This window comes from Acrocarpospora macrocephala (assembly GCF_009687865.1).
In the GTDB taxonomy this organism is placed as follows: domain Bacteria; phylum Actinomycetota; class Actinomycetes; order Streptosporangiales; family Streptosporangiaceae; genus Acrocarpospora; species Acrocarpospora macrocephala.
This window is the reverse complement of sequence record NZ_BLAE01000004.1, coordinates 100,621-127,586: the sequence shown is the minus strand read 5'-3', so window position 1 is coordinate 127,586 and position 26,966 is coordinate 100,621. Positions and strand designations below refer to the sequence as shown.

Below are 26,966 nucleotides of genomic sequence, written 5' to 3'. Positions count from 1 at the left end.
GAAGCGGGCGGAGGGCTGTTGGCCGGGGCGGCGGGAGTGGCGCGGCCCCGGTTGGAGCGCTTGTCACCTCGCGCCGAAGCGGGAAGGGCCCGTGGGTTGGGGCGGACGGTGTTGGAGTGGACGGCATGGTGCGGACTCTGGTGGAGGGCTCGTGACGCTCAGTGGGAGGGGGAAGGTGCCGTTCGCCGGGGGAGACGGAGGGTTCGCGTTCGATGTCAATCTGTCGATCCTGTTCACCGAGTTGCCCTTGCTGGAGCGGCCGGAGGCGGCGGCGAAAGCGGGGTTCGACGCGATCGAGTTGTGGTGGCCGTTCGACGGGCCGGTGCCGGCGGATCTGGAGCTCGACCGGTTGCGGCGGGCGATCGGCGACGCGGGAGTGCGGCTGGTCGGGCTCAACTTCGACGCCGGCGACATGGCCGCGGGCGAGCGCGGATTGTTGTCCGACCCGCGCACGACGGACCGGTTCCGGGCCAACGTGGAGGTGGCGGCGGGACTGGCCGAGTCGCTGGGCTGCCGGGTGCTGAACGCGCTCTACGGCAACCGTGCCGCCGATGTGCCGGTAGAGGCGCAGCGGGAGGTCGCGCTGGGCAACCTGCTGCTCGCGGCCGAAGCCGCGGCCGGGATCGACGCGGTGGTGGTCGTGGAGGCGCTCAACTCGCATGAGAACCCGCGCTATCCGATCACCTCCTCGGCCGCGGCGTTCGCGGTGATCGACGAGGTCGGCGTGCCCAACGTGGCGTTCCTGGCCGACCTCTACCACCTGCACCGGATGGGGGAGGACGTGCTCGCGTTGATCGACGAGAGCGTCTCGCGCTTCGGGCACGTGCAGGTCGCCGACGATCCGGGGCGTGGTCAGCCGGGGTCGGGCGGCATGCCGTACCAGGAGATTTTTGAGCGGCTGGTCTCGGCGGGCTACCGGGGTCATGTCGGTCTTGAGTACCGGCCCACCGGCCCGAGTGCCGACAGTTTCGCCTGGAGGAACGGATGAACATCGGATTCATCGGGCTCGGGATCATGGGGACCCCCATGGCCGCGAACCTGGTCAGAGCGGGTCACACCGTCGTCGGCTACGACGTGAGCGAGCAGCGGCTCGACGAGCTCGTCAGTCACGGCGGGAAGGCGGCGGGCAGCCTGGCCGAGGCGGTCGCGCAGGCGCACATCGTGATCACCATGCTGCCCGACTCGCCGCAGGTCGAGGAGGTCGTCTTCGGCAGCGCCGGGCTGCTGGAGTACGGCGCGCCCGGGCTGCTGCACATCGACATGAGCACGATCCGGCCGGAGACCTCCCGGCGGGTGGCCCAGGCCGCGACGGTCAAGGGCATCAGGGCGATCGACGCCCCCGTGAGCGGCGGCGAGCGCGGAGCCGTCGACGGCACGCTCTCGATCATGGTCGGCGGGCGGGCCGAGGACGTCGAATCCGCCCGCGAGGTGCTCGGGGTGCTCGGCACGACGATCGTGCACGTGGGCCCGTCCGGGGCGGGCCAGACCGTGAAGGCCGCCAACCAGCTCGTCGTCGGCGGGATCTACGGGCTGGTCGCCGAGGCGATCGTGCTTCTTGAGGCGTCGGGGGTGGACCCGGCGGCCGGCCTCGACGTGCTCGCGGGCGGGCTCGCCGGGTCCCGCATCCTCGAACTCAAGCGGCACTCCATGATCAAACGGGAGTTCGCCCCCGGCTTCCGGATCGACCTGCACGACAAGGACATGGGCATCATCATCGCCGCCGCCCGGGAGGCCGGCGTGGCGCTGCCGCTCACCGGAGTCGTGGCCCAGCTCATCGCCGCCGCCCGCGCCCAGGGCCACGGCTCGCTCGACCACTCGGCGCTGCTCAAGGTCATCGAAAGGATCAACGCATGAAGCGGATTCCATGCATGGAGGCCGTGGTCGCGGTCCTGGAGTCCGAGGGCGTCGACACCGTCTTCGGCATCCCGGGCGCGGCGATACTCCCGCTCTACGCCGCCCTCCAGCACAGCTCGATCCGGCACATCACGGTGCGCCACGAGGAGGGCGGGACGCACGCCGCCGACGGCTGGTCGCGGGTGACCGGAAACGTCGGGGTCTGTATCGGGACCTCCGGGCCCGCCGGGACCAACATGATCACCGGGCTCTACACGGCGCTCGCCGACTCGATCCCGATGATCTGCGTCACCGGGCAGGCCGAGCGCGCCAAACTCCATCAGGAGTCCTTCCAGGCGGTCGACATCGTGGAGATCGCCAGGCCCGTGACGAAGTGGGCCGTCCAGCTCAAGGAGCCCGCTCAGGCGCCGTGGGTGTTCCGGGAGGCGTTCCGGATCGCCCGCTCCGGACGGCCGGGCCCGGTGCTCATCGATCTGCCGGTCGACGTCCAGCGGGGCACCTGCCTCTACGATCCCGAACTGGACGCGCCGTTCCCGGTGGACGTGCCGGAACCGACGCCTTCGGCCGTGCGCGCGGCGGTGGACATGCTCGCCCGAGCCGAGCGGCCGCTGATCCTGGCCGGGGGCGGAGTGATCATCGCTGACGCGACGGCCGAGTTGCGGGCCCTCGCCGAGCATCTTCAGGTGCCGGTCCAGGTCACGCTGATGGGCAAAGGCGCCTTTCCCGAGGATCACCCGTTGTTCGCGGGGATGGCGGGAATCCAGACGCAGACGCGGTGGGGCAACGCGGCGTTCCTGGAGAGCGATCTGGTGCTCGCCGTGGGGGCGCGGTTCGGGGATCGGCACACCGGCGACCTCGATGTGTATCGGAAGGGCCGCTCGTTCATTCACGTGGACATCGAGCCGACCCAGATCGGGCGTGTCTTCGAGCCCGATCTGGGGGTGGTCGGGCATGCCCAGCCGACGCTCGCCGCGATGGCCGCCGAGGCGCGGCACCGGACCAAGCCGCAGCGGGCCGGCCGGTGGGCGCGCCGGGTCGGGGAACTGCGCGACACGATGGCGCGGCGCGACGACTTCGACGACGTCCCGATCAAGCCGCCCCGGGTGTTCCGGGAGATCAACGAGTTCTACGGACCCGACACCACGTTCGTGACCGCGATCGGGCTCTACCAGATCTGGTCGGGGCAGTTCCAGCGCACCTACCTGCCGCGCCGTTACCTCGTCTGCGGTCAGGCCGGGCCGCTCGGCTGGGAGATCCCGGCCGCGATGGGCGTCAAGTGCGCCTTCCCCGATCGTGAGGTCGTGGCGGTTGTGGGCGACTACTCCTTCCAGTTCCTGATGGAGGAGATCGCGGTGGCCGCGCAGTACCGGATCCCGTTTGTGATCGTGATGATCAATAACGAGTATCTGGGGCTGATCAGGCAGGCGGAGATTCCGTATGACATGAACTTCGCCGTCGACCTGCACTATGGCGAGGGCGGAATCGATCACGTCAAGGTCATGGAGGCGTTCGGCTGCCCGGCTCGCCGCGTCGAGTCCCCCGGTGATCTCGAAGGCGCCCTGGCCTGGGCGAGCGTCGAGTCCGCCCGGGAGCAGCTTCCCGTCCTCGTCGAGGTCATGGTCGAACGTGAGGCCAACGCGGCCATGGGCCGCTCCCTCGACGCCATCAAGGAGTTCGAGCCCTTACCTCGCCTCGCCCACGCCATCGACTGGTCCGACTGAGCGTCAACGCCCCCGGCCGACGGAGGCGAGCTCCGGCCTGGAGGTCGGCGAATCGGTGGGCCTGGCCCAGCTGCTCGCGTCGATCCCGGGCACCGACGAGCTCGGCCCCGCGCTTCAAGAAGTTCGACAAGTCGCCCCACCCGGGGAGATGGGGGGCGGGGGACCAGCTCTAGCCCGCCTCTCCCGCTTACCCCGAACCCCTCCGAAGCGGGAGAGATCGTCTACTCAGGGTTGAAACCGCTCCGGCGACTTTGACCAGCCTCTCCGATCGACCTTCCGTCCGATCGACCTTCCGTCCATGGTGACGGTTCGCCGCATATCCGTAGGAAAGGAAGACCTGATGCCGCTCGTTCTCAAACCGGGTATGTCCTGGCAGGACGCGTACAGCCGGTGTTGCGCGGAGGCGCCGGAGGCGTTTCACGATGACCGGGTGCTCAACCACTGGGGCGGGATCTGGCAGCGTGACGGGAGGCCGGTGCCGGGGGTCACGCCGGTGGACGGGACGACGATCGCGGGGCCGCCCCGGCTGGATCGGTCGGCGGCGGTGCGGGCCGTGCGGGCCGCGTTCGACGACCATCGGCAGTGGCGGCACATGCCGCTCGCCGAGCGGCAGGCGCGGGTCACCGCGGCGCTGGATTCGATGACCGCGCATCGGGAGCTGCTGGCGCTGCTGCTGGTGTGGGAGATCGGCAAGCCGTGGCGGCTCGCGCTCGCCGACGTGGATCGCTGTATCGAGGGCGTGCGGTGGTATGTCGAGGAGATCGAGCGCATGCTCGCCGGGCGCGTGCCGTTGCCCGGGCCGGTCAGCAACATCGCCAGCTGGAACTATCCGATGAGCGTGCTGATGCACGCCATGCTCGTGCAGGCGCTGGCGGGCAACGCGGCCATCGCGAAGACTCCGACCGACGGCGGGCTGTCCTGTCTCACCCTGGCCTGTGCGCTGGCCGTGCGGGAGGGGGTGCCGTTGACGCTGGTCAGCGGGGGAGGGGCCGAACTCTCGCCGGCGCTGGTGCGGGGGCAGGAGCTGGGCTGCGTCTCCTTCGTGGGAGGCCGGGACGCGGGTGGGCAGGTCGCCACCTCGCTGGCCGATCTCGGGCGGCGGCACGTGCTGGAGCAGGAGGGCCTCAACTGCTGGGGGGTCTGGGATTTCAGCGATTGGCAGACCCTGTCGCGGCAGATTCGCGCCACGTTCGACTACGCGAAGCAGCGGTGCACCGCGTATCCGCGGTTCGTGGTGCAGCGGTCGTTGTTCCATGAGTTCGTGGCGGCGTATCTGCCCGCGGTGCAGGGGGTGCGGTTCGGGCATCCGCTCGCGGTGGAGTCGCCGGACGATCCGCTGCCCGAGCTCGACTTCGGGCCGCTGATCAACAACGCCAAGGTGAAGGATCTGACCGATCAGATCGACGACGCCATCGCCAAGGGCGGCGTGCCGTTGTTCCGCGGCTCGCTCGACGATGGCCGGTTCCTTCCTGGTCAGGACATATCCGCATACCTTGCACCGGTGGCGATCCTCACCCCACCCGGATCCTCGCCGCTCTTCCACGCCGAACCCTTCGGCCCCGTGGACACGATCGTGCTCGTCGACACCGAGGCCGAACTGCTGGCCGCGATGAACGCCAGCAACGGCGCCCTGGTCGCGACCATCTCCTGCGACGACGCCCGCACCGCTCGCCGTCTCGCCACCGAAGTCCGCGCCTTCAAGGTCGGCCTCAACAAGCCACGCTCCCGCGGCGACCGCGAAGAGCTCTTCGGCGGCCTCGGCGGCTCCTGGCGCGGGGCGTTCGTCGGCGGCGAACTCCTGGTCCGCGCGGTCACCCAGGGCCCCGAGGACGAACGCCTCCCCGGCAACTTCCCCGACTACACGACCATCCCCGACCGCGCCATCGCCTAGCCGCTTCACGTCCGACAAGCGGTGCCGGGCGTACGGACCCGGCGCTGCGGCATCGGACACGGTCATTAGGTGGACGTCGCGCGAGGCATTTCCGTGTGCCTATATGGGCCTTGTGGCGCCAAGACCGGCATATCGGTGCGGCTACCCACGTGACCTCACGAACGGATGGTCGCGGAAGGCCCTCGGACATCGCTCGCCGGTACGTGCGGGAGGTGGCGTCCGTGCCGGTTTCGGCGCTCCCGGCCGATCTCCCGCCGGTGTGTGGTGGGAAGTGGGGGCTTGACCTTGACGTTGGTGTGAGCGTTTACGTTCGGAGGGCCGGTGGGTGTTGCCGCCGGTGGTGGGTGCTGGTGGAGGGTCGATGCGGATTGGGGAGTTGGCGCGGCGGGCGGGGGTGAGTGCTCGGGCGTTGCGGCATTACGAGGAGCAGGGGCTGATCCTGGCTCGGCGGGCCGCGAACGGCTATCGGGAGTATGACGAGGCCGATATCCGGCTGGTCGCTCAGATTCGTTCGCTGATGGCCGTGGGGTTCACGCTTGAGGACGCCCGGCCGTTCGTCGCCTGCCTGCGGGCCGGGCACGCGTCAGGGAACGCCTGCCCGGAATCCGTCGCCGTCTACCAGCGCAAGCTGGCCGAGATCGACGCGGAGATCCAGGCGCTGGTCGCCCGGAGGACCGAGGTCGCCACTCAGCTGAAGCAGGCCTGCCCTGGATGCGCGATCAGGAGAACCCAATGATCACAGTGACGACGGAGAGTTTCGACGAGGACGTGCTGAAGAGCGACCGTCCCGTCCTGGTGGACTTCTGGACCGATTGGTGCCCGCCCTGCAAGATGCTCGCCCCGATCCTGGACGAGATCGACGCCGAGTACGGCGACCGCCTCATCATCGCCAAACTCAACGCCGACGACCATCCCGAGGTGGCGATGCGCTACAACGTCCTCGGCTATCCGACCCTCAACCTCTACCGCGACGGTGAGATCATCCACCAGATCAAGGGCGCCAAGCCCAAGCGGATGATTCTGGCCGATCTGGCCCCGCATATCTGATTTGGGCACCCGTTAGCCTGCTCGATATGAGCATCGTCGAACTTGCGTACGTGGAGCGGGGCGTGCCCGGAGGGATTCCGCTGTTCCTGCTTCACGGGCTGACCAGCCGTCCGGAAACCTGGGACTTCTTCGTCTCCGGGCTTGACCGGCACACCTTCGCCCTGGCCGCGCGAGGCCATGACCGCAGCCCTCGCGCGGCCGAATACAGCGTCGATCTGATGGTGGCGGACGTGGTGGCCTTCATCAAAGAACGTGGATTCGATCAGATCGATCTGATCGGCCATTCGATGGGCGGCGCGATCGCCATCCGGATCGCGCAGGAGCACCCGGCCCTGATCCGGCGCATGGTCCTCGAAGAGCCACCCGCCCCGCCCCGCCGCCCTCCGGCCGTGCACGTGGACTCCTTCCCCGAGCCCGACGAACCGGTGGATTTCGACTGGCGCCTGGTCGACCCGATCCGGCGCGGCCTTCGCGCCCCCGACCCCGCGTGGTGGGATCGCCTGCCGGCCATCACCGCCACGACGCTCGTCCTCAGCGGCGGCGAATCCGGCGGCCTAATCCCCCCTGCGGTCCTCGCGGAAGTAGCCGAAATCATCCCTGACGCGAAGTTCGTCATCATTGACGCAGGCCACAACATTCACACGGATTCCCCTGACGATTTCGCATCTGTCGCGGGTGCGTTCCTCGACTCGGACGCGAATTGACGTCACGCATCACCCACGAGGTCCGTCCGCTCACGGCAGAGGAGGTCATCCGCCGGGCGCGCGGTCGCTGAGCCAAGGCGGCGACCGGATCAGGCGTGCGGCCACCGGGTCCTGCTCGGCAAGGGTGTGGGTCAGGCTGGGGGGATTCGCCCATTCCACCGGTGGGTCGGACAGGGCCAGCACCGCACAGGCCAGCCAGTGTTCGCCGGGCGCGAGTTCGGCGAGCAGGGTGGGGATCGTCGTCCGGGGGGCCATCACGTTGGTGCCGGGGAGCGCCGCGACGAGCTCTCCCCGGCGCGCGGGCGACGGCGCGAGGTCCTCGATCTGGCAGAGCCCGGCGGGGGACAGCAGGCGGGCGTGCCCTGGCCCTGTCTCGGTCCGGTGGCAGCGCACGTCGCGGTTCAGGGCGAAAGCTCCTTCGGCGGTTTGCAGGGTACGGTCCGAGCGGACGCGGTGGATCCGCACATGCCAAGGCGCGTACGCGATGAGCCACGTTTCGATATCCACATCCGGCCAGGGGTTCCACCGGAAGTAGTGAAGACCGGCATGCGCCGAGGGATCCTGGGGGATCTCGCACGGCCGCCAATGGTCGCCGTCGTCGCTCAGCGCGAGAGTGCTGTCGAAAGCGCCCTGTTCCAACCCCCACGTCCCCGCGGGAACGCTGAAGCCGAACGCGGTCGAGTAAGCGAACTTCGTGTATTTGGCCGCGCCGTGGCGTACCCAGTTGTGATGCTGGCTGGAGGTCAGCATGACCACTTGGCGGCCTTCCTCGCAGCGCATCAGGGTGACGCCGGGATCCGGCTGGGTGCTGGTCACCGGGAGGGGCGGCGCGGCGGTCTCCCCGGCCTGCCAGAACGCGTGGGTCTCGGGCAGGGCCAGGGGCAGAAAGGCCTTCAACGCCCAGTACGGAGACCCGGGCGCGTTGTACTGCTCAGCGAGATGCGGCTGCGCATACGCGTACCCAATCGTGAGAAGTCCGGACCCGTCCTGGATCGGATGACTAAGCCACCAACGCACATGGCGAAGCAGGTGGCCCTTGACCACCTCCCACGGGAGAGCTTCCACGTCGGCGAAGGCGAGAGCGCCCCAGAACGCCCCCTGAGCGAAGCGGTAGGTCATGCTCCGCCCGTACGGCACGGCAGCGCCATCGGCGGTGAACCAGTGCTGGAAGTCATGCGCGAACATGGCCGCGCGCTCCTTCAGACGGCAGGCTCGGGCAGGATCGTCCCCCAGAGCGGCGTAGATCAGGGCGTAGTAGTGCATCGCAAACGGGATGTAGTAATCCCGCTGCGGATTACGCCCATCGCTGTACCAACCAGCTCCAACCCCATACGACTCCAGCAGATCAAGCCGCTCCGCCACCGGAGCCGCCTCGACGCCGATCCGCTTCAGCCCAAGCCCGACGAGCACAGGAAAGAACTGCCAGTTGTTCTCGACAGCCTTGACGGTCATCGCGTTCTGAAGCCAGGTGGCGACGGCGTCGCGCTGGCGTCCCGTGAGCGGATCCCAGATCGTTTCGGGAGCGAGCGCCAGAGCGAGGCCGATGGCGGCGGTCTCCACCAAACGCTGATCGATGTCGGTGACCGCCCCCCAATACTCGGGATGCCCCGGATCGGTGCCGTTGGCGAGCCCTTCCCGCCACAGATCCCAGTGCTCGAAAGCCCCACCGCCAGCCGCCAGCGGCGCCAGCCCCCAGAGCGGCCGGGCGAACGACTCCAGCTCGGCCGCCGCGTCCGGATAGTGCGCGGCGTTGCCCCCGAGCCGCAGCCGGGCACGCCCCGAACTGAACCGGGGAAGCAGCGGCGCCACCAGCTCCCGCACCAGCCCCCGCATCTCCCCGCGATCTTCCAGAGCTACTGACCAGGCCGATCGTTCCACTGCGGGTCCCCCGGGGTCGGTGGGTGAATGCGCTTCACCGGGAAGGGTGGCCGCTCCGAACCAGAGCTGTCAAGACTTAGTTTTAAGTATCATCAGAAGTCGCCACACCCGACACGCCCCGTGGTCCTCGATCGTGATATATCCGGAAAAATCGACGCGGTAGTCGGCCAGAAAACCGTGGTCAAGACCTTATTTTAGGCATACGAGTAAGTTTAGAATCTGCGCCATGACCGCCTCCCTCGCCTCCGGCAAGCTCTACATCGACGGCGCCTTCACCCCGGCCACCACCGCCCCCGTACGCGAGAAGGCGACCGGCGAGCAGATCGGCGAATACGCCCAGGCCACCCCCGCCGACGTCGATCGCGCCGTCGCCGCCGCCCGCGCCGCCCAACCGGGCTGGGCCGCCCTCAGCGCCCCGGAACGCGCCGCGCATCTGGACCGCTTCGCGGCGCACCTCCGCGGCCGGTACGACGAGCTGATCGACCTCAGCATGCGCGAAACCGGCGGCGTCCGCGCCAAAGCCGAGGACGAGGTCTCGGCGGGCCTGCGCCAGCTCGCCATCTCCTCGGTTCAGGCCACCCAGTCCGCCGGCGACATTCTCCAGCCGTACAAAGCGGGAAAGCTCTCCCTCTCCCGCGCGGTCCCCCTGGGCGTGATCGGCATCATCACCCCCTGGAACTATCCCCTCAACCTCGCGATGCGCGCCGTCGCCCCCGGCCTCGCCTTCGGCAACACCATCGTCCTCAAACCCGCCGAACTCACCCCCATCCTCGGCGGCCAGATCCTCGCCGAAGCCGCCCACCACGCCGGGTTCCCGCCGGGCGTGTTCAACCTGGTCACCGGCGACGGACCCGACGCGGGCCACGCGCTCGCCGAGCACCGCGGCCTGGACCTGCTCGACTTCACCGGCTCCCGCGAGGTCGGCCTGGCCATCGCCGCCTCGGCCGCCACCGACCTGCGCCAGATCCGCCTCGAACTCGGCGGCTCCAACGCCTTCGTCGTCCTCGACGACGCCGACCTCGACCTGGCCGCCTCGTGCGCGCTCATCGCCTCGCTCGAATTCCAGGGCCAGACCTGCATCAGCGCCAGCCGCCACATCGTCCTGCGCTCCGTCGCCGACCGGTACGCCGAGACGGTGACCCAACGGGTGGCGGCGCTCCGCGTCGGCGACCCCGTCCGCGAGGACGTCGATCTCGGCCCGCTGATCAGCGAGACCCAGCGCGACCGCGTCCACCAGACGATCGTGCAGCCCTCCATCGCCAAGGGCGCCAAGGTGACCACCGGCGGCACCTACGAGGGCCTGTTCTACCGGCCGACCGTGCTCACCGGTGTCACGCCCGACATGCCCGCCTTCACCGAGGAGATCTTCGGCCCGGTCATCCCGATCACCGTGGTCGACTCCGAGGAGGAGGCCGTCGCGCTCGTCAACGGCTACCCGATGTTGATGAACTCGGTCTTCAGCGCCGACCTCATCCGCGGCATGACCGTCGCGGAGCGCCTCCAGGCGGGCGAGGTCCACGTCAACGACGCCCACGCCCGGCACGGCGCGGAGAACCAGATGCCCGGCTTCACCCGCCGCCAGTGGATCGGCGTCCAGCGCACGCCCCTCGACGTTCCCTCGTGGACTCGTTGACGACGGGCGCGCGGGTCCAAACGCGCGTCGAACTCGCGATGTTCCCCGATCTCCCGCCGCGCTTGTTCCCGCCCCCGATCGCGGAGCGCCTCCAAGCGGTCGCCGAGATCGATCTGACCGATCCGCTGATCGACTTCCAGTCCGCGCGGTCGCGTGACCGCCTCCGCGCGGCGGACGTCCTCCTGACCGGCTGGGGAAGCCCGCGACTGGATTCCGCCGCTTTGGCGCACGCGCCCAGATTGCGAGCCGTCGTTCACGCCGCCGGAACGGTCAAAGGCCACCTCAGCCTCGACGTCTTCGACCGCGGCATTCCGGTCAGCTCCGCCGCCGACGCCAACGCCGTCCCCGTCGCCGAGTACACGCTGGCCATGATCCTCCTGGCCGGCAAAGCCGTCCCCACGCTCGCCCGCGAATACCGCGCCACCCGCGCCGACCTCAACCTTCCCCGCAGGAACCTCACCATCGGCAACTACCACCGAACGGTGGGCCTGCTCGGCGCCTCCAAGATCGGCCGCCGCGTCCTCACCCTGCTGAGACCTTTCGACTTCACGGTCCTGCTCTCCGACCCGTACGTCGATGCCGCCACCGCCAAAGATCTCGGCGCCACCCTGGTCACCCTGGACGACCTGTTCGCCACCTGTGACGTCGTCTCCGTCCACGCTCCGGCCACCGAGGAGACCCGGGGCCTGGTCACCGCCCGCCTGCTGGCCTCGATGCCCGACGGCGCGACCCTCATCAACACCGCCCGAGGCTCCCTCGTGGAAGAACCCGCCCTCCTCGCCGAACTCCGCACCGGCCGCCTTTCGGCCGTACTCGACGTGACCGACCCTGAAATCCCGCCATTGGACTCGCCATTATGGGATTTGCCCAACGTCGTCCTGACCCCGCACGTGGCCGGGGCGCTCGGTAACGAACTCCACAGACTGGGCGAATCAGCCGCCGACGAGGTGTCCCGCGCTTTGGCCGGACAGCCCTTGAAACACCCCGTCGATCCGACCGTCCTCGCGATCACCGCCTGAGACATCTGACGGGACAGGTGCCGGTCCTCGCCGTTATCCGGCGCCGTTTGCGTCCGCGTCGCTTCTCGCCGTCCCGGCGCCAAGAGGGGCCGCTCAGATGGGGGAAATGCAGGCAGATGGGGGAAATGCCTGAACCAGGTTGTCTCTACACCCCGGTTGAGTGTCCGAGCCAGCTCGTTCTTCCACGCCCCGGTTGAGTGTCTGAGCCAGCTCGTCCTTCCACGCCCCGGGCTCGTGTGGATGAAATGTTTGAGCCGGGGTGTCCCTCCACACCCCGGCTCGTGTTTCCGGCTTCCGGTCGGCACCCGGGTCAGGTCTTCAGGCCGGTGAAGGCGATGCCCTGCATGATCCGCCGTTGGAAGATCAGCAGCACGATGATCACCGGGATCACCGACAGTGCGGCCCCCGCCATGATGTAGTAGGCCCGCCCCGACTCGGTGCTGGCCAGCTGCTGCAACGCCAGCGGCAGGGTGTTCAGCTCGGGATCGTTGGTCACCACCAACGGCCACACCAGATCATTCCAGTGGAAGATGAAGCTGGTGATCGTCACCACCGCCAGCACCGGCTTGGAGAGCGGGACCACGATCCGCCAGAAGATCTGCATCCGCCCGGCCCCGTCGATCCGGGCGGCCTCCTCCAGTTCTCCCGGCAACGACATGAAGAACTGCCGCAACAGAAAAATATCCAGCACCGATGCGATATTGGGCAGGATCAGCCCCCACCTCGTGTCGTACATCCCGAGCACCTGCGTGATGTGCACCCGCGGCACCAGCAGCGTGATCGTCGGCACCATCATCCCGGCCAGGAACACCACGAACAGCTTGTCCCGCCCGGGAAACGGAATGCGCGCGAACGCGTACGCCGCCAGCGCGTCGATCAGCAGTTTGGCCGGCACCAGGATCGCGCACACCCAGATGCTGTTGAGGAACGCCTGCCCGAGCCCGCCGATCCCGAGCACATGGTCGTAGTTCTCCAGCGTCGCCGCCCACTCGCCGGTCTGCTTGTCCAGGGGCAGCAGGCTGGGCACTTTGGTGTAGATGTCCGAGCTGTGCTTAAACGAGGTGGCCAGCATCCAGATGAACGGCACCACCGACACCAGCGACAGCAACACCAGCGCCACGTAGATGGGCGCCTTACGCACCTGACGGGCGATCACGACGCCTCCTGCTTCAGGAACTTGAACTGGAGCGCCGTCACGATCATGATCAACACCAGCAGCATGAAGGACATCGCGCAGGCCGCGCCCATCGCGTCATACCGGAACGCGTACAGGTAGATGTGGAGCACGTAAGCCAGCCCGGACTGTTCCGGACCGCCGGTCACGCTCCGCCCGCCGCCGCCAGAGAAGATCACATAGACCAGCCCGAACACCTGAAGTGCCGCGATGGTGCCGGTCACCACCAGGTAGAACGTGGTCGGCCTGAGCATCGGCACGACCACTTTCCAGAACCGCTGCACCGGGCCGGCGCCGTCGATGATGGCCGCCTCCCGGATCGACTCGGGGATGCCCTTCAAACCGGCCAAATAGATGATCATCGAGATGCCGCACTGCCAGGCCGCGATGAACGCCAGCGCGGGGATGACCAGTTCGGGGGTGTTCAGCCAGTTCTGCTTGGGAATGCCGACCAGGCCGAGCGCCGCGTTGATCAAACCGTACTGCGGGTCGTAGAGCCAGCGCCAGATCGCGCCGACCGCCGCCTCCGCGGTGACCACGGGCAGGAAGAGCAGGAGCCGGAACGTGTTGGAGCCCCGCCGGATGGCGTTGATCAGCAGCGCCTGCGCCAGCGCGGAGACCAGCGTGAGCGGCACCGCGATCAGCGTGTACTGCAGGGTGACCTGCACCGATTTCCAGAAATGCGGGAACTCGACGTCGTTGAAGAGTAGTTCGGTGTAGTTCGCGAAACCGACCCAGTTGGGGGCGGTGCGCAGGTTCCAGTCGGTGAAGCTGTAGTAGAGCGCGGCCACGGCCGGGTAGAGCAGGAAGACGACGAAGTAGACCAGCGCGGGCGTGATCAGCAGCCACCCGATCAGCTGGTCCGAGCGCCCGATTCCCGGGCGGCGGCGCCGCCCGGGCCGGGGCTCCACGGCGGGCCTTTCGGCCAGCACCGGAGATGCCACGATTGCCTCGCTTCCGCGTTAGCTGTTCCAGCCGAGCAGGGCCCGCGTCTTGTTCGCGGCTTCGGTGAGCGCCTGCTGGGAGGTGACCTTGCCGCTCAGCGCGGCCTCGATGGCGGGGGCGATGAACTCATCGTTGATCTTGATCCAGTCCGGCAGCGCCGGGCGGGCGTGGGCGACCTTGAGCTGCTCCAGGAAGCCCTGCTGCTGCTCGCCGAAGGTGGCGGCGTCCCGCTCGGCCGCGGCCTTGTTGATCGGGAAGCCGCCGAGCGCCTGCGCGAGCTGGGTGTTGTTGTCGGAGTTGGTCAGGAACGCGAGCCACTTCCAGGCCAGGGCCGCGTTCGTGCCCTTGGCGAACACCACGGCGTTCTCGCCGCCGATGTTCCCGGCCGGCGTCGTCTTGTACGGCAGCGGCGCGACGTTGAAGTCGAGCTCGGGGAACTGGTCCTTGATGGTGGCGACGTCCCACGGCCCGGAGATCATCATCCCGGCCAGGCCGTTGGCGAAGGCCAGGTCGGAGTCGGTGATCTCGCGCGGCGAGGAGGGCAGCAGGTCCACCCAGAGCTGCAGCGCGTCCACGGCCGGCTGCTGGTCGAAGAGGATCTTCTTGTTCGCCTCGTCGACCATCTCGCCGCCGGCGCCGTGCACCACGCCCGGCCACATCCAGGCGCCGTAGCCGTCGCCCTTGGGCACCACGATGCCGGCCACCTTCGGGTCGGCCTTGTGGATGGCGTCGCTCATCTGCTTGAGCTCGTCCCAGGTCTTGGGCGGGGTGGGGACCAGCTTCTTGTTGTAGAAGAGCGCGACGGCGGTGTGGTCGACGGGCAGGCCGTACAGCTTGCCGTCGACGCGGTTGGTGTTCAGGGCCCCCTCGAAGAAGTCCGCCTCGTTGACCGTGCCGGCGGGCATCTCGACGATGGTCTTGTCCAGCGCGTACCGGGCGACCAGGGGCTGGTCGAGGATGCCGACGTCGGGGACGGTCCCGGCGGCCACCGCGCTGCCCAGCTTGGTGTTGTAGTCGTCCTTGGGAATCTTGACGATCTTGACGGTGACGCCCGGGTTGGCCTTCTCGAAGTCGGTACGGATCTTCTCGACGACTTCACCCGCCTGCGGAGTCCGGTCCTGGAACATCCAGTACGTCAGGGTCGTGGACCCTGCGGCCTCCTCGGAGCCGCCGCAAGCGGTGAGTCCGGCGAGCAGCGCCGCGACCGCGGCGATGCCGGTGACTCTCCTGATCATTTCCATCTCCTTCATCGGGGGTTGCACAGACGATAATGTAAGATGCAAAAAAAGATCAGCCCTCCGCGGGAAACGCTTTGGTAACGCAACGCGGGCTACCCTTGTCGATTGGCTTCGTCCCGGTTGCGGCCGAGGTGAGAGCGTCGCGACTATAGGTTCACGTATTGAACTAAGCACGGGGAGGCAGACGCATGGCGAGGCCGGAGCGCAGGACGGTCCGGGACGTGCGGCGGGGCAACCGCGGCATGTTGCTGCGCACGCTCTACTTCGACGGCCCGGCCAGCCGCCACGAGCTCACCGGGCTCACCGGGCTCAGCGCCGCCACGATCAGCACCATGACCGGCGACCTGCTGGCCGACAACATCATCGTCGAGGCCGGTCAGGTGGACTCCGACGGTGGGCGACCGCGGGTGCTGCTGCGGGTCAATCCGGCGTACGGCTACGTGATCGGCGTGGATGTCGCCGAGACGCACGTCCGGGTCGAGCTGTTCGACCTGGAGATGACCGAGAAGGCCCGGGTCGACTACAGCCTGCGGCCCTCCCACCATGACATCGAGCTGGTCACCCGCCGGATCCTGGCGGGCATCGACGTGGTGCTGGCCGACGGCGGGGTGCCCGCTGACCGGGTGCTGGGCGTCGGCATCGGCGTGCCCGGCATCGTGGAACGCGGCCAGGACACGCTCATCCACGCCAAAACCTTCGGCTGGGACGGCGTGCCGCTGGGGGCGCTGATGCGGGCGGGCACCTCGCTGCCGGTGTTCATCGACAACGGCGCCAAGACGATGGGGCAGGCCGAACTCTGGTTCGGGGCCGGGCGGGGGGCCGCGCACGCGGTGATCGTGCTGATCGGGTCCGGGGTGGGGGCGACCGTGGTGGCCGACGGGGTGGTGATGCGGGGGTCCAGCAACAGCGCGGGGGAGTGGGGGCACACGAAGATCGCGCTGGACGGGCGGCAGTGCCGGTGCGGCGGCCGCGGCTGCCTGGAGGCGTACATCGGGGCGGAGGGCATTCTCGACCGGGCCGGGGTCGCGACCCGCACCACGGACTGGCAGGCCGCGCTCGGCCGGGTGCTGGAGAGCGATTCCCAGGTGATCGAGGAGACCGTGGCCTACCTGGGCATGGGCCTGGCCAACCTCATCAACCTGCTCAATCCCGAGCGCATCCTGATCGGCGGCTGGGCCGGGCTGATGATCGGCCGTGACCTGCTGCCGGGTATCCGGGCCGCCGCCCGCGCGAACTCGCTCGCCCAGCCGTGCAACGCGACCTCGATCATCCTGGGCGAGCTCGGTCCCGACGCGGTGGCGCTCGGCGCGGCCACTCTGGTGCTGGAGGAGTTCCTGGACACGAGCGCACCTCTGCGCCTTCATGCGGCAAGTTAAACTAAGTTATGAAATTAGCCTCGATCCGTAGGATGGGCGTGATCTAGCCAGGGGAGCCAGATGACCTGCTGCTCGCCGCCGCCCTGTCCGAACTCCTGCTCCGCGGCGTCACCGTGGACCGCCTCCGCGAGGGCTGATCTGGGGAAATATTCCGATTCCTGGGACAACCACTGGAGGGTGAATTGCCGCTGTTTGGGCTGTTTGTCCCCATCTGTGGAGGGGTGCTCGTCTAGGCTGGAGAGCCGAACCGAAAGAGGGGATGTCATGACCCAGCAGTCGGCGGAGCTGTCCCGCGTGCTGCGCCGGATCGACACCTCGGTGCCGCATCCGGCACGTGTCTGGGACTACTGGCTGGGTGGCACCGACAACTACGCCGCCGACCGCGCGGTCAGCGACGAGATCATCAAACTCATGCCGGATCTGCCGATCATCGCCAGGGCCGAACGGCAGTTCATCGGCAGGGTGGTGCGCTTCCTGGCGGGCGACAAGGAGATCGACCAGTTCCTGGACATCGGCACCGGCATTCCGACGGCGGACAACATCCACCAGGTCGCGCAGCGGGTCAACCCGTGCGCCAGGATCGTCTATGTCGACAATGATCCGATCGTGCTGGTCCATGCCAGGGCTCTGCTCGGGTGCGGCCTGGAGTGCGGGATCGACTACATCGACGCCGACCTGCGCGACCCGGAGCCCATCCTGCAGGCGGCCACCGACACGCTGGACTTCGCGCGGCCGATCGGCCTGATGCTGATGGGCGTGCTGGAATTCGTGACCGACGACACCCTGCTCCACGACGCGGTGACCGTGCTGGTGGACGCGCTCGCGTCCGGCAGCTACCTGGGGATCGCGCACAGCGTGAGCAGCCCGTCGATGGACAAGGCGGCCGCCGCCTGGAACGCCAGCGGTGCCACCGAGATTCTGCTCCGCACCCCGGAGCAGCTGGCCGAACTCTTCGAGGGCTTCGAGCTGCTCCCGCCCGGCATCGTCTCGCTGCCGCAGTGGCATCCCGACGCGTCCACCGAGTACACCGACCGCGAGGTCTTCCAATTCGGAGGTCTCGGCCGCAAACCCTAGGCGCGTTCCGGGGCCACGGTCACCACTCGGTCACCCGCTCGATCAGGACGGCCACGCCGAGTCCGGCGGCGCCGCTGACGGCGGCCACGCCGTACCGGCCGCCGAGGCGTTCGAGGGCGTCGGCGCAGCCACCGACCATGATCGCGCCGGTGGCGCCGAAAGCGTGGCCCATGGCGATCGTGCCGCCGCCGGGGTTGAGCCGGTCGGGGCCGGGGCCGAGGTCGCGGCGCAGGCGCAGGCAGAGCGCGGAGAAGGCTTCGGCGAACTCGTAGACGTCGATGTCGGCGGGGGTGAGCCCGGCTTTGGCGAGGACCTTCTCGATCGCCTCCTGGCCGGCCGTAAGCATGATCACGGGGTCCACGGCGGCGGTCGCGCTGGCGAGGACGCGGGCGCGGGGGCGCAGGCCGTGCCGGTCGGCCTGCGCCCGGGTGCCGAGCAGGAGCAGGGCCGCGCCGTCGGCCAGCGCGGGGGAGCTGCCGACCGTGTGCAGGTGGTTGATCTCGCCGACCTCCGGGTGGGCGGCGAGCGCGATGGGGTCCTGGCCGAGGTCGCCGAAGGCCGGGGCGAGGGCCTTGAGGCTCTCCGCCGTGGTGCCCGGGCGGATCAGCTCGTCCCGGTCGAAGACCGAGCCGTCGGCGCGGGTCATCGGGAGCACGGACCCGGCGTAGTCGCCGCGATCCCAGGCGGCGGCGGCCTTGGTGTGGGTCTCCACCGCGTACGCGTCCAGCTGGTCGCGGGTCCAGCCGTCGATGGTGGCGTTCAGGTCGGCGGCCACGCCCATGTGGATCGACCCGATCCGCCGGACCGTCTCCGGGTGTGTCCACAGCGGTCCCCGGTCGCTGTACATCGGCACCCGGGAGACGCTCTCCACCCCGCCGGCCACCGCCAGGCCGATGTCGCCGGCGCGAATTCTGGCCGAGGTCTGGGCCACCGCGTCCACGCCCGAGGCGCAGAACCGGTTGATCGTCCCGCCGGGCACGCCGTCGCCCCACCCGGCCAGCAGGGTGGCGGTCCGCGCCAGGTTGGCGCCCTGCTCGTCCACCTGGGAGGCGGAACCGACGATCACGTCCTCGACCGCGCCGGGATCCAGGCCGGTGCGATCCACCAGAGCCCGCTGCAGCGCCGCGACCAGGTCCACCGGGCTCTGATGGTGCAGGGAACCGCGGGCTGAGCCCTTCGCCCGGGGAGTGCGCACGTAATCCAGCAGGAAGACGTCGGACACGGTTACGCCTCTCTTTGACGCGTCACTCTCATTATTGTAGTAAGGAACCATGTCAGTATGGATCCTGGGCGGCCACCAAACGGACTTCGCCCGGAACTGGTGCCGGGACGATCGGGAATTCGGCGACCTGACCGAGGCGGTCACGGCCGGAACCCTCGAAGACGCCGGGGTGGACGCCGCCGACATCGGCGTCATCCACGTCGGCAACGCCTTCGGCCAGCTGTTCACCCGGCAGGGCCAGCTCGGCGGCATGCCCGCCACCGTCATGCCGGAATTCTGGGAAGTGCCCGCCGCCCGGCACGAAGCCGCCTGCGCCTCCGGCGGCGTCGCCCTGCTCGCCGCCATGGCCGACATCGAATCCGGCAGGTACGACTCCGCCCTCGTCCTCGGCCTCGAACTGGAACGCACCGTCTCCGGCGACGACGCGGCCGGGCATCTCGGCGCCGCCGCCTGGATCGGCCACGAGGGCGAGGACGCCCGCTTCATGTGGCCCTACATGTTCAGCGCCCTCGCCGACGAGTACGACCGCCGCTACGGCCTCGACGACGCCCACCTGCACGCCATCGCCGAGCTCAACTTCCGCAACGCCCGCGCCAACCCGAACGCGCAGACCCGCGGCTGGACCTTCACCGACGCCAGCTTCACCGCCGACGACACCGCCAACCCGATCGTCGAAGGCCGGGTGCGCCGCACCGACTGCAGCCAGATCACCGACGGCGGGGCCGGGGTCGTGCTCGTCGGGGAACGATTCCTGGCCCGCTCGAAGGCGCCCAAAGCCAGGATCCAAGGTTGGGGCCACCGCACGGTCGGGCTGCCGCTCGCCCAGAAGCTGGCCCGCAGCGCGGCGGAGCCGTACGTGCTGCCGCACGTGCGCAACACCGTTCTCGACGCCTTCGCCCGCGCCGGAATCCCCGGCGTGGACGCGCTCGACGGCATCGAGACCCACGACTGCTTCACCATGTCCGAATACGCGGCCATCGACCACTTCGGCATCACCGGGCCTGGCGAGAGCTGGAAGGCCGTCGAGAACGGCGACCTGGAGATCGGCGGGCGCATCCCCGTCAATCCCAGCGGCGGGCTGATCGGCGGCGGCCATCCGGTCGGCGCCACCGGGGTCCGGATGGTGCTGGACGCCGCCCGCCAGGTGACCGGGCGGGCCGGGGCGTACCAGATCGAAGGGGCGCGCCGGTTCGGCACCCTGAACATCGGCGGCAGCACGACCACCACGGTCAGCTTCGTCGTCGGTAACGAGTATTAACCAGAAACCCGTCCCATAGACAGCCGCATAGCCACCGACCAGGCTCCTCACCGCCGCGGCTGTCCAGATCACGACTTTCTAATTAAAAGGAGCACGTGCGTGGACGTCGACGTCGTCGGACGCGTCCTGTCGACCCTGCCGGAGGATGACGACCATCCGTACCGGACCGGGCCGTGGCGGCCGCAGACCACCGAGTGGCGCGCGGACGACCTGGAGGTGGTCGGCGAGATCCCGGCCGACCTCGACGGCGTCTACCTCCGCAACACCGAGAACCCGGTACATCCCGCGCTGGAGCGCTACCACCCGTTCGACGGGGACGGCATGGTGCACGTGATCGGGTTCCGGGACGGCAAGGCGTTCTACCGGAACAGGTTCATCCGCACCGACGGGTTCCTGCTGGAGGCGGAGGCGGGCAAGCCGCTCTGGGCGGGTATCGCGGAACGCCCGGCCACGTCACCGCGCGAGGACGGGTGGGGCGCGCGGGGGCGGATGAAGGACGCTTCCAGCACCGACGTGGTCGTGCACGCCGGGGTGGCGCTGACCAGCTTCTACCAGTGCGGGGATCTCTACCGGCTGGATCCGCTGACGCTGGAGACGCTCGGCAAGGCCAGCTGGGGCGGCGACTTTCCCTACGCGTGCGGGGTGTCGGCGCACACGAAGGTCGATCCGCGCACCGGCGAGCTGCTGTTCTTCAACTACGGCACCGATGAGCCGTACATGCACTACGGGGTGGTCGGCGCGGACGACCGGCTCAGCCACTACGTGGACATCCCGCTGCCGGGGCCGCGGCTGCCGCACGACATGGCGTTCACCGAGAACTACGCCATCCTCAACGACTGCCCGATGTTCTGGGAGCCCGAGCTGATGGCGCGCGGCCGGTACGCGGCCCGGTTCCATCCCGAGCTGCCGACCCGGCTGGGCGTGATCCCGCGCAAGGGCACCAAGGTGCAGTGGTTCGAAGCCGACCCGACCTACGTCCTGCACTGGGTCAACGCCTACGAGGACGGCGACGAGATCGTGCTGGACGGCTTCTTCCAGGGCGACCCGGAACCCAAGGACACCGGCGACGGCGGCTACTACCAGCGCATGTTTCGGTTCCTCGCGCTCGACCGCATGCAGACCCGGCTGCACCGCTGGCGGCTCAACCTGGTCACCGGCCAGTGCCGGGAGGAACGCCTGACCGACTCGATCACCGAGTTCGGCGTGCTCAACAGCGCCTTCGGCGGCCTCGGCTACCGCTACGCCTACGCGGCCACCGGCGTCGAAGGCTGGTTCCTGTTCGACGGCCTGGTCCGCCACGACCTGCGCACCGGCGCCGAGGACCGGTTCGCGCTCCCGCCGGGCGTCTACGGCAGCGAACCCGCCATGGCCCCGCGTAACGGATCGTCGGCTGAGGACGACGGTTATGTTGTTACGCTGACCACCGACATGAACGATGATCGCTCCGAGTGTCTGATCTTCGACGCGGCCCGGATCGCCGAAGGACCGATCGCGCGGATCACGCTGCCGGAACGCGTCTCCAGCGGCACCCACGCCACCTGGGCAGCCGGGGACAGCATCCCCGGCTGGCGCGCGGCGGACTCACCGGTCCAGGCCCTGCGGCTCTGACCACCCCCGCTGGAGGGACACGTGCTCGTCCACCCGCCGGACCGGCCGACCGCGCTGCCCACCGGCGGCGCCAATGCGATCGGCTTCACGCTCGGCCTGATCGGCGACGAGTGGAATCTGCTCATCCTGCGGTACGCGATGCTCGGCGTGCGCCGCTACGGCGAGTGGCGGGAGGCGCTGCCCATCTCGCACGCCGTGCTGACCCGGCGGCTGAGCACCCTCACCGACATGGGCGTCTTCGAGAAGGCCGAGTACGAGGGCCGGCGCTTCGAATACCGCCTGACCAAACGCGGCCGCGACCTGTGGCCGGTGCTGCTGTCGGTGTGGGCGTGGGAGGCGGCCTGGGTGCCGGAACACGTCGAGTCGCTGCCCGTCATGGTGCACCGGCGCTGCGGCGAGCCGTTCCTGCCGGTGCTGACCTGCGCCGCCTGCGCCAAGCCGGTGCGCCCCCGCGACATCCACGGCGGATTCGGCCCGAGCGGCACCTGGGAACGGTCCGTCCCGGCCGCCACCACCCGGCGGCGCTCCACCGTCGCGGGCGTCTTCCCGCAGACCATGACGCTGATCGGGAACCGCTGGTCGGCGGCCATCCTGGGCGCCTCCTTCCAGGGCCTGCACCGCTTCCGCGACTTCGAGCAGCGCCTTGGCGCCCCGCCGACGATCGTCGCGGAGCGGCTGCGGGTCTTCTGCGAACTGGGCGTCTTCGAGCAGAGCCCGAGCGCGGAGCGCGCCGACTGGCCCAGCTACCACCTCACCGAGAAGGGCCGCGCGTTCTTCCCCGTGGTCATCACCGCCATCGACTGGGGGCAGCGCTGGTATCGGGCCCCCGAAGGTCCGGCCATGGTGTACACGCACACCTGCGGCCAGGACTTCCACCCGCGACTCCGCTGTGACGGCTGTCTGGTGCCGTTGCGCGGCCACGAGGTCGCGGTGGAACGCCCGGCCTGACCGTACTCGGGTTTGACTCTCGAGTAGGTCGAGGGTGCAGGTTGGTGCCGTGAACGATGACGCGGAGCTTTTCACGATCGGGCAACTGGCTCGGCGTACCGGCCTGTCCGTGCACACGATCAGGTTCTGGGCCGATCGCGGCGTGGTCGCGGACGTCCAGCGGTCAGCGGGCGGATACCGGCTGTTCGACGCGGCCGCCGTCGCCCGTTTCGAGCTGGTACGCACGCTGCGCGAGCTTGGCATCGGACTCGAGACCATCCAGGAGATCCTTTCCCAGCGGGTCACGGTCGCCGAGGTGGCCACCACCCACGTGCGGGCATTGGACGCGGAGATCCGGACGCTACGCCTGCGCCGTGCCGTACTGAGCACGGTCGCCAAGCGGGGCGGCACGGCAGAGGAGGCACAGATCATGCACAAACTCGCGCGACTGTCGGCGTCGGAGCGGCAGCAGGTCATCGACGACTTCGTCGGTGGCGTGTTCGCGGGCATCGAACTCGACGACGACGCCATGGTGGTCGCCGAGTGGATGCGTGAGATGCCAGGAGAACTCCCAGACGATCCCACGTCCGAGCAGGTCGACGCCTGGCTTGAGCTGGCGGAACTGGTCGCGGACGACGAGTTCCGCGAACGGCTGCGACAGGTCGTGCTCAGCGAATCGCTGGAACCGTGGTTCGACGAGGGCTTCGAGCTCCGGCGGCGGGTGCTGGAACACGCCGACCCAGCGCTGGCCGAAGGGATTCGGCCGGATTCAACCGCAGGGCAGGTCATCGTGGACCGGATCGTCGGTGCCGGAAGGTCGGCCGAGGATCGCGCGGAACTCGCTCGACGGCTGGGGACTCTCGCGGACATCCAAATGGAGCGCTACTGGCGACTCCTGGCCACCATAAACGGCCGCTCTCCAGGCACTTCCGTCATTCCCGCCTTCACCTGGCTGATCACCGCCCTACGCACACATCACTGATCCAATGGCCACCATCGTGTCAATGACCGGCGATGGATTCCGCGGACAGGTCCCTGCGGCTTCTCGCTGATGGGCGCCGGTTGTCTGGCACAGTGAAGCCGGGCGTCGGATGCCGGAGGTGGGCGTGAACGCGTTGATTGCGAAGCTGTGGCGGCTGGTGAAGCCGGTTCAGTGGCGGCTTCTCTGGGTGGTGAGCGCGAAGTTCATGTGCGGGGTCACGGGGGTGGTGCGGGCCGAGGATGGGCGGGTGTTGTTGCTTCGGCATCGGTTGTGGCCTGTAGAGAGGCCGTGGGGGTTTCCGAGCGGGTGCGCGAAGAAGGGGGAGCGGCATGAGGACACGATCGTGCGGGAGGTACGGGAGGAGACAGGGCTGACCGTGGAGGTGGGGCGGCTGCTCAAGGTGAACAGCGGATTCAAGTTGCGGATTGAGGTGTATTACGAGGCCACCCTGATCGGCGGGCTTGACGGACTTGTGCTGGATGAGCGGGAGATTCTTGAGGCGCGGCTGTTCGAGCCGGATGAGTTGCCCGCCGGGATGCCCGACGGGCACAGGGAGTTGCTCCAGCTGGTCACCCGGTGAGTGCGTCGGAGGCGAGAGCGGTGCCTTCCAGGCGGGCGGCGATCTTGGCGAAGGCGAGGTCGCGGGAGGTGGAGGTGTCGTCGGCGAAGGGGGAGAAGCCGCAGTCGTCGCAGGTGCCCAGTTGGGCTGGGGGGATGTGGCGGGCGGCGGCCAAGACGCGGTCGCGTACCTGATCTGGGGTTTCGGGGGTTGGGTTGATCGGGTCGGTTACGCCGATGAAGGCGCGTGCTCCGGCGGGGAGGTGGGTCGCGATGATGGTCAGGACGCGGTCAGGGTCGGGCTCGCTGGCCAGCTGGACGTAGAAGTTGCCCGCCTGTAGCTGGAACAGTTTCGGGAGCAGGCCCGCGTAGTCGATGTCCAGGCTGTGGGTGGAGTCCTGGTCGCCGCCGGGGCAGGTGTGCACGCCGATCCTGGCTCGTTCCTCGGGGGTGAAGCGTTCGAGGACCTGGTTGTTCAGGGCGATGAAGGCGTCGAGGACGCCGCCGCTGGGGTCGAGTTTGAGGGACAGGCGGCCTTCGGTGAAGTCGAGTTGCACCACATGCGCGCCCGCGTCCAGGCAGCCGCGGATGTCGGCTTCCGCGGCATCGAGCAGGTCGGCGATGAAAGTTTCACGCGGATAGCCGGGGATGCCGCCCGCGGGGTACAGCAGGCTCAGCGCGGAGGGGGCGATGACGGCTTGCTTGATGGGCGAAGTGGTGTGGCGCTGGGCGGCTTTGAGGTAGGTGTCCGCGTGGGTCTGGTAACTGAAGGGGCCGCTGGTCAGGTGGGGGAGTTGCCTGGTGTGGCCGTCGGCGAAGGGGATGATCGCGCCGTCCGGGCTGAGGTTGGTCAGGCCGTTGATGGGGTACCCGACGAAGCTCGGCTTGGACTGTTCACCGTCGACCAGGACGGGACAGCCCAGCTGGGTCAGCCGGGCGATCGTGTCGGCGACGGCTTTGTCCTGGTGTTCGGCCAGCTCATCGGCGGTGATCCGGCCCGCTGCGTGATCGGCGAGCGCGGTCAGCAGCGCGGGGGGACGGGGGATGCTACCGATTGGTTCGGTGGGGATTCCCATGGGTCGAGCGTAGATATCCAACCCGGAGTCATCAATCGAGCGTCCGGTCAGCCGGTGAAGGCTGTCGCGGTGATGGGGATCGGCCCCTCAGGCAATCCGGGGGACGTTTGGCAGCCTCACGAAGGGCTCAGGAGGAGGTCACCGTTCCTGAGGTGCCGTCGATGGTGATCTGCTGGCCGGTTTTGATGGATTCGGTGGCGTGGGGGACGCCGACGACTGCGGGGATGCCGTACTCGCGGGCGACGACCGCGCCGTGGGAGTTGGCGCCGCCCATTTCCATGACCAGGCCGGCGGCGGTGAGGAAGAGGGGAGTCCAGCCGGGGTCGGTGGAGGGGCAGACGAGGATCTCGCCGGGCTCCAGGTGGGCGCCGATCGGGTCGAGGATGACGCGGGCGGTGCCGGTGATCTGGCCGGAGGAGGCAGGGGTGCCGGTCAAGGCGCCGTCGGCGGTGGGGGTTGTGTGGGCGACAGCTTCGGGTTCGGTGCCGTCGGAGAGGAGGATGCGGGGGATGCGGCGGCGGCGCAGTTCGCGGGTGTAGTCGTCGCGGCGCTGGGTGACGGTGGTGCGCAGGTCGCCGCCTTCGCGGGCTTCGGGCAGGGTGAGGAAGAAGATGTCGTCGGGTTTCTCGATCGCGCCGCGTTCGGCCAGGTCCGCGCCGACCTGCCGCAGCAGATCGCGTACGGTCGCCAGCGCCACCACCAGGTAGTACTTGGGGAGTTCGCGTAGCCCGGCGAGGGCTCTGGCCCGGCCCAGGGCAAATCGGATAAAGGGGCCGCGTAGCCGACCGGCGCGGTGGGCCAGGTCGGCGATCATCGTTTCGGCTTCGGCCGCGCCTTTCGCGAACAGGGCGTCGGGGGCCAGGGACGGATCCTCCAGGCGTAGGAGGTTGGCGAGGACGCCGATCACGTGGGATGGGTCCTCGCGCCAGCGGGGCAGGCCGAGGTCGATCTCGGCGACCGCGCGATCGCCGTACCGGGTCAGGAAGCCGTCGAGTTCTTCGCGTACCGGCGGGGGAAGCGGGTTGTCGTGGAGTGCGGTGGCTTCCGGGTGTCTTCTGATGCGTTCGGCGAGGTGCCAGAGTTCCAGGTCCATCTCCGTGGTGACGTTGTGCGGGAGGCCGCGGAGTACGCTCGCGAGCTCGCCGGGCTTGGCCTTGCCGCCGAGGAGTTTGCCGGCCAGGCCGAGCATGATGAAGCCAGGTGCGACGGCGGGCAGGATCGAGGGGACGATCGGGATCATCTGGGTGGACAGCAGCCATTCGGCGTGGTCCAGCGGGGTCACGCCGGGTGGCAGCGGGAGGCGGGCCTTCAGGTCGGTGCCGAGCTGTGCCACGCGCCGCCGGGCCTTCTCCGGGCTGGCGATGGCCTGGACGGCGTGCGGGAGAATGCGGAACCTCCAGGCCAGCTTCAGCGCACGGCGGATCGCGGGGCGCTTGGAGCGGTGGGTGACGCTGAACTCGGGTTCGCCGAACAGGCCGCGCATGACGGTGGCCGAGCGGGCCTCCATCACGTCGAAGACGCGCGGCACGAGCGCCCGGCCGAGGCTGCTGCGCAGGACGGGGGTCAGGTCGACGAAGATCCTTCCGCCTGCCTCGTGGAACGCGGAGGCTCCGGCGCGCGGGTCGGCGACGGGGGAGCCGAACACGGTCGCGGAGACCGATGCCGACATCATGCGGAGCGCCGATATGCCCATCGGCGTGATCGGGCGGGTCAGGCCCTGCGCCAGGCTGAAGCAGAAATACGCCCGCAGCCCCGGCGGGCCCTGCGGAATGGGGTGGAGC

23 protein-coding genes are annotated in these 26,966 nt (G+C 69.0%); 16 read left to right on the top strand and 7 right to left on the bottom strand.

What is annotated here, in order from left to right; all coding sequences use genetic code 11:
• Positions 1-151: 151 nt before the first annotated feature.
• The 7 genes from Amac_RS02160 (at position 152) to Amac_RS02130 (ending at position 7,217) form a co-directional block, all read left to right on the top strand.
• The gene (locus Amac_RS02160; RefSeq protein WP_246268025.1) at positions 152-988 is read left to right on the top strand and encodes a hydroxypyruvate isomerase family protein; all 837 of its coding nucleotides are present in this window, start codon (positions 152-154) and stop codon (positions 986-988) included.
• The gene (locus Amac_RS02155) at positions 985-1,854 is read left to right on the top strand and encodes a 2-hydroxy-3-oxopropionate reductase (protein ID WP_155352565.1); all 870 of its coding nucleotides are present in this window, start codon (positions 985-987) and stop codon (positions 1,852-1,854) included. The genes Amac_RS02160 and Amac_RS02155 overlap by 4 nt, the downstream gene beginning before the upstream one ends.
• Positions 1,851-3,575, top strand: coding sequence for a glyoxylate carboligase (gene gcl, locus Amac_RS02150; protein WP_155352564.1), 1,725 nt, complete (start codon positions 1,851-1,853; stop codon positions 3,573-3,575). Before Amac_RS02155 ends, gcl begins: the two co-directional genes overlap by 4 nt.
• Positions 3,576-3,915: 340 nt before the next feature.
• Complete coding sequence (locus tag Amac_RS02145; protein WP_155352563.1) at positions 3,916-5,466, top strand: aldehyde dehydrogenase family protein; 1,551 nt, start codon at positions 3,916-3,918, stop codon at positions 5,464-5,466.
• Positions 5,467-5,827: 361 nt separating this feature from the next.
• Positions 5,828-6,202 carry a MerR family transcriptional regulator gene (locus tag Amac_RS02140; protein WP_155352562.1) on the top strand — a complete coding sequence of 125 codons (375 nt, stop codon included), beginning with the start codon at positions 5,828-5,830 and terminating at the stop codon, positions 6,200-6,202.
• Positions 6,199-6,513 (top strand): thioredoxin, encoded by a 315-nt coding sequence (gene trxA, locus Amac_RS02135; protein ID WP_246268023.1) that lies wholly within the window; start codon positions 6,199-6,201, stop codon positions 6,511-6,513. The genes Amac_RS02140 and trxA overlap by 4 nt, the downstream gene beginning before the upstream one ends.
• Positions 6,514-6,539: 26 nt before the next feature.
• The gene (locus Amac_RS02130; protein ID WP_155352560.1) at positions 6,540-7,217 is read left to right on the top strand and encodes an alpha/beta fold hydrolase; all 678 of its coding nucleotides are present in this window, start codon (positions 6,540-6,542) and stop codon (positions 7,215-7,217) included.
• A gap of 45 nt (positions 7,218-7,262) precedes the next feature.
• Here Amac_RS02130 and Amac_RS02125 read toward each other — a convergent pair whose 3' ends face one another.
• Positions 7,263-9,050 (bottom strand): DUF2264 domain-containing protein, encoded by a 1,788-nt coding sequence (locus Amac_RS02125; protein WP_155352559.1) that lies wholly within the window; start codon positions 9,048-9,050, stop codon positions 7,263-7,265.
• A 271-nt stretch (positions 9,051-9,321) separates the two neighbouring features.
• Here Amac_RS02125 and Amac_RS02120 point away from each other — a divergent pair, with 271 nt between their 5' ends.
• Positions 9,322-10,728: an aldehyde dehydrogenase family protein gene (locus Amac_RS02120; protein ID WP_155352558.1), complete on the top strand. Its 1,407-nt coding sequence runs from the start codon at positions 9,322-9,324 to the stop codon at positions 10,726-10,728.
• Positions 10,716-11,747 (top strand): hydroxyacid dehydrogenase, encoded by a 1,032-nt coding sequence (locus Amac_RS02115; RefSeq protein ID WP_246268020.1) that lies wholly within the window; start codon positions 10,716-10,718, stop codon positions 11,745-11,747. Before Amac_RS02120 ends, Amac_RS02115 begins: the two co-directional genes overlap by 13 nt.
• Positions 11,748-12,057: 310 nt before the next feature.
• Here the strand turns inward: Amac_RS02115 and Amac_RS02110 are convergent, their stop codons facing one another.
• From Amac_RS02110 to Amac_RS02100, 3 genes are read right to left on the bottom strand one after another with little or no spacing between them, the layout of a single operon-like run.
• Entirely contained in the window at positions 12,058-12,903 is an 846-nt protein-coding gene (locus Amac_RS02110; RefSeq protein WP_155352557.1) for a carbohydrate ABC transporter permease, read from the bottom strand.
• Positions 12,900-13,865 carry a carbohydrate ABC transporter permease gene (locus tag Amac_RS02105; RefSeq protein WP_170322261.1) on the bottom strand — a complete coding sequence of 322 codons (966 nt, stop codon included), beginning with the start codon at positions 13,863-13,865 and terminating at the stop codon, positions 12,900-12,902. The genes Amac_RS02110 and Amac_RS02105 overlap by 4 nt, the downstream gene beginning before the upstream one ends.
• An 18-nt stretch (positions 13,866-13,883) precedes the next feature.
• Positions 13,884-15,101 carry an ABC transporter substrate-binding protein gene (locus Amac_RS02100; protein ID WP_170322260.1) on the bottom strand — a complete coding sequence of 406 codons (1,218 nt, stop codon included), beginning with the start codon at positions 15,099-15,101 and terminating at the stop codon, positions 13,884-13,886.
• A 191-nt stretch (positions 15,102-15,292) separates the two neighbouring features.
• Here Amac_RS02100 and Amac_RS02095 point away from each other — a divergent pair, with 191 nt between their 5' ends.
• On the top strand, positions 15,293-16,480 hold the full coding sequence (locus tag Amac_RS02095) for an ROK family protein (protein ID WP_155352554.1): 1,188 nt from the start codon (positions 15,293-15,295) through the stop codon (positions 16,478-16,480).
• A gap of 264 nt (positions 16,481-16,744) precedes the next feature.
• The gene (locus Amac_RS02090) at positions 16,745-17,554 is read left to right on the top strand and encodes an SAM-dependent methyltransferase (RefSeq protein ID WP_155352553.1); all 810 of its coding nucleotides are present in this window, start codon (positions 16,745-16,747) and stop codon (positions 17,552-17,554) included.
• Positions 17,555-17,573: 19 nt separating this feature from the next.
• Here Amac_RS02090 and Amac_RS02085 read toward each other — a convergent pair whose 3' ends face one another.
• The gene (locus Amac_RS02085) at positions 17,574-18,776 is read right to left on the bottom strand and encodes an acetyl-CoA C-acyltransferase (RefSeq protein ID WP_155352552.1); all 1,203 of its coding nucleotides are present in this window, start codon (positions 18,774-18,776) and stop codon (positions 17,574-17,576) included.
• Positions 18,777-18,825: 49 nt separating this feature from the next.
• Between Amac_RS02085 and Amac_RS02080 the strand changes: the two genes are divergently transcribed.
• From Amac_RS02080 to Amac_RS02060, 5 genes are all read left to right on the top strand, one after another.
• Positions 18,826-20,034, top strand: a complete 1,209-nt coding sequence (locus Amac_RS02080) for an acetyl-CoA acetyltransferase (protein WP_155352551.1) — start codon at positions 18,826-18,828, stop codon at positions 20,032-20,034.
• A 99-nt stretch (positions 20,035-20,133) separates the two neighbouring features.
• Positions 20,134-21,642, top strand: a complete 1,509-nt coding sequence (locus tag Amac_RS02075) for a carotenoid oxygenase family protein (RefSeq protein ID WP_155352550.1) — start codon at positions 20,134-20,136, stop codon at positions 21,640-21,642.
• A 21-nt stretch (positions 21,643-21,663) separates the two neighbouring features.
• Positions 21,664-22,590, top strand: a complete 927-nt coding sequence (locus Amac_RS02070; RefSeq protein ID WP_155352549.1) for a winged helix-turn-helix transcriptional regulator — start codon at positions 21,664-21,666, stop codon at positions 22,588-22,590.
• Positions 22,591-22,639: 49 nt separating this feature from the next.
• Complete coding sequence (locus Amac_RS02065) at positions 22,640-23,551, top strand: helix-turn-helix domain-containing protein (protein ID WP_155352548.1); 912 nt, start codon at positions 22,640-22,642, stop codon at positions 23,549-23,551.
• Between the two features lie 124 nt (positions 23,552-23,675).
• A complete protein-coding gene (locus Amac_RS02060) occupies positions 23,676-24,131 on the top strand; it encodes an NUDIX domain-containing protein (protein WP_218040835.1) in 456 nt (151 codons plus the stop codon).
• On the opposite strand, the gene Amac_RS02055 is transcribed toward Amac_RS02060, so the two are convergent.
• Positions 24,121-25,185 carry a cobalamin-independent methionine synthase II family protein gene (locus tag Amac_RS02055; protein ID WP_155352547.1) on the bottom strand — a complete coding sequence of 355 codons (1,065 nt, stop codon included), beginning with the start codon at positions 25,183-25,185 and terminating at the stop codon, positions 24,121-24,123. The two genes, Amac_RS02060 and Amac_RS02055, sit on opposite strands and share 11 nt — an antisense overlap.
• A 127-nt stretch (positions 25,186-25,312) precedes the next feature.
• On the bottom strand, positions 25,313-26,857 hold the full coding sequence (locus tag Amac_RS57685; RefSeq protein ID WP_307729688.1) for a PEP-utilizing enzyme: 1,545 nt from the start codon (positions 26,855-26,857) through the stop codon (positions 25,313-25,315).
• Between the last annotated feature and the right edge of the window lie 109 nt (positions 26,858-26,966).

Coding starts and splice junctions, on each gene's coding strand:
- Amac_RS02155 (WP_155352565.1), top strand. CDS start 985: ATGAACATCGGATTCATCGGGCTCGGGATCATGGGGACCCCCATGGCC.
- gcl (WP_155352564.1), top strand. CDS start 1,851: ATGAAGCGGATTCCATGCATGGAGGCCGTGGTCGCGGTCCTGGAGTCC.
- Amac_RS02145 (WP_155352563.1), top strand. CDS start 3,916: ATGCCGCTCGTTCTCAAACCGGGTATGTCCTGGCAGGACGCGTACAGC.
- Amac_RS02140 (WP_155352562.1), top strand. CDS start 5,828: ATGCGGATTGGGGAGTTGGCGCGGCGGGCGGGGGTGAGTGCTCGGGCG.
- trxA (WP_246268023.1), top strand. CDS start 6,199: ATGATCACAGTGACGACGGAGAGTTTCGACGAGGACGTGCTGAAGAGC.
- Amac_RS02130 (WP_155352560.1), top strand. CDS start 6,540: ATGAGCATCGTCGAACTTGCGTACGTGGAGCGGGGCGTGCCCGGAGGG.
- Amac_RS02125 (WP_155352559.1), bottom strand. CDS start 9,050: ATGCGGGGGCTGGTGCGGGAGCTGGTGGCGCCGCTGCTTCCCCGGTTC.
- Amac_RS02120 (WP_155352558.1), top strand. CDS start 9,322: ATGACCGCCTCCCTCGCCTCCGGCAAGCTCTACATCGACGGCGCCTTC.
- Amac_RS02100 (WP_170322260.1), bottom strand. CDS start 15,101: ATGATCAGGAGAGTCACCGGCATCGCCGCGGTCGCGGCGCTGCTCGCC.
- Amac_RS02095 (WP_155352554.1), top strand. CDS start 15,293: ATGGCGAGGCCGGAGCGCAGGACGGTCCGGGACGTGCGGCGGGGCAAC.
- Amac_RS02090 (WP_155352553.1), top strand. CDS start 16,745: ATGACCCAGCAGTCGGCGGAGCTGTCCCGCGTGCTGCGCCGGATCGAC.
- Amac_RS02080 (WP_155352551.1), top strand. CDS start 18,826: ATGTCAGTATGGATCCTGGGCGGCCACCAAACGGACTTCGCCCGGAAC.
- Amac_RS02055 (WP_155352547.1), bottom strand. CDS start 25,185: ATGGGAATCCCCACCGAACCAATCGGTAGCATCCCCCGTCCCCCCGCG.
- Amac_RS57685 (WP_307729688.1), bottom strand. CDS start 26,857: ATGATGTCGGCATCGGTCTCCGCGACCGTGTTCGGCTCCCCCGTCGCC.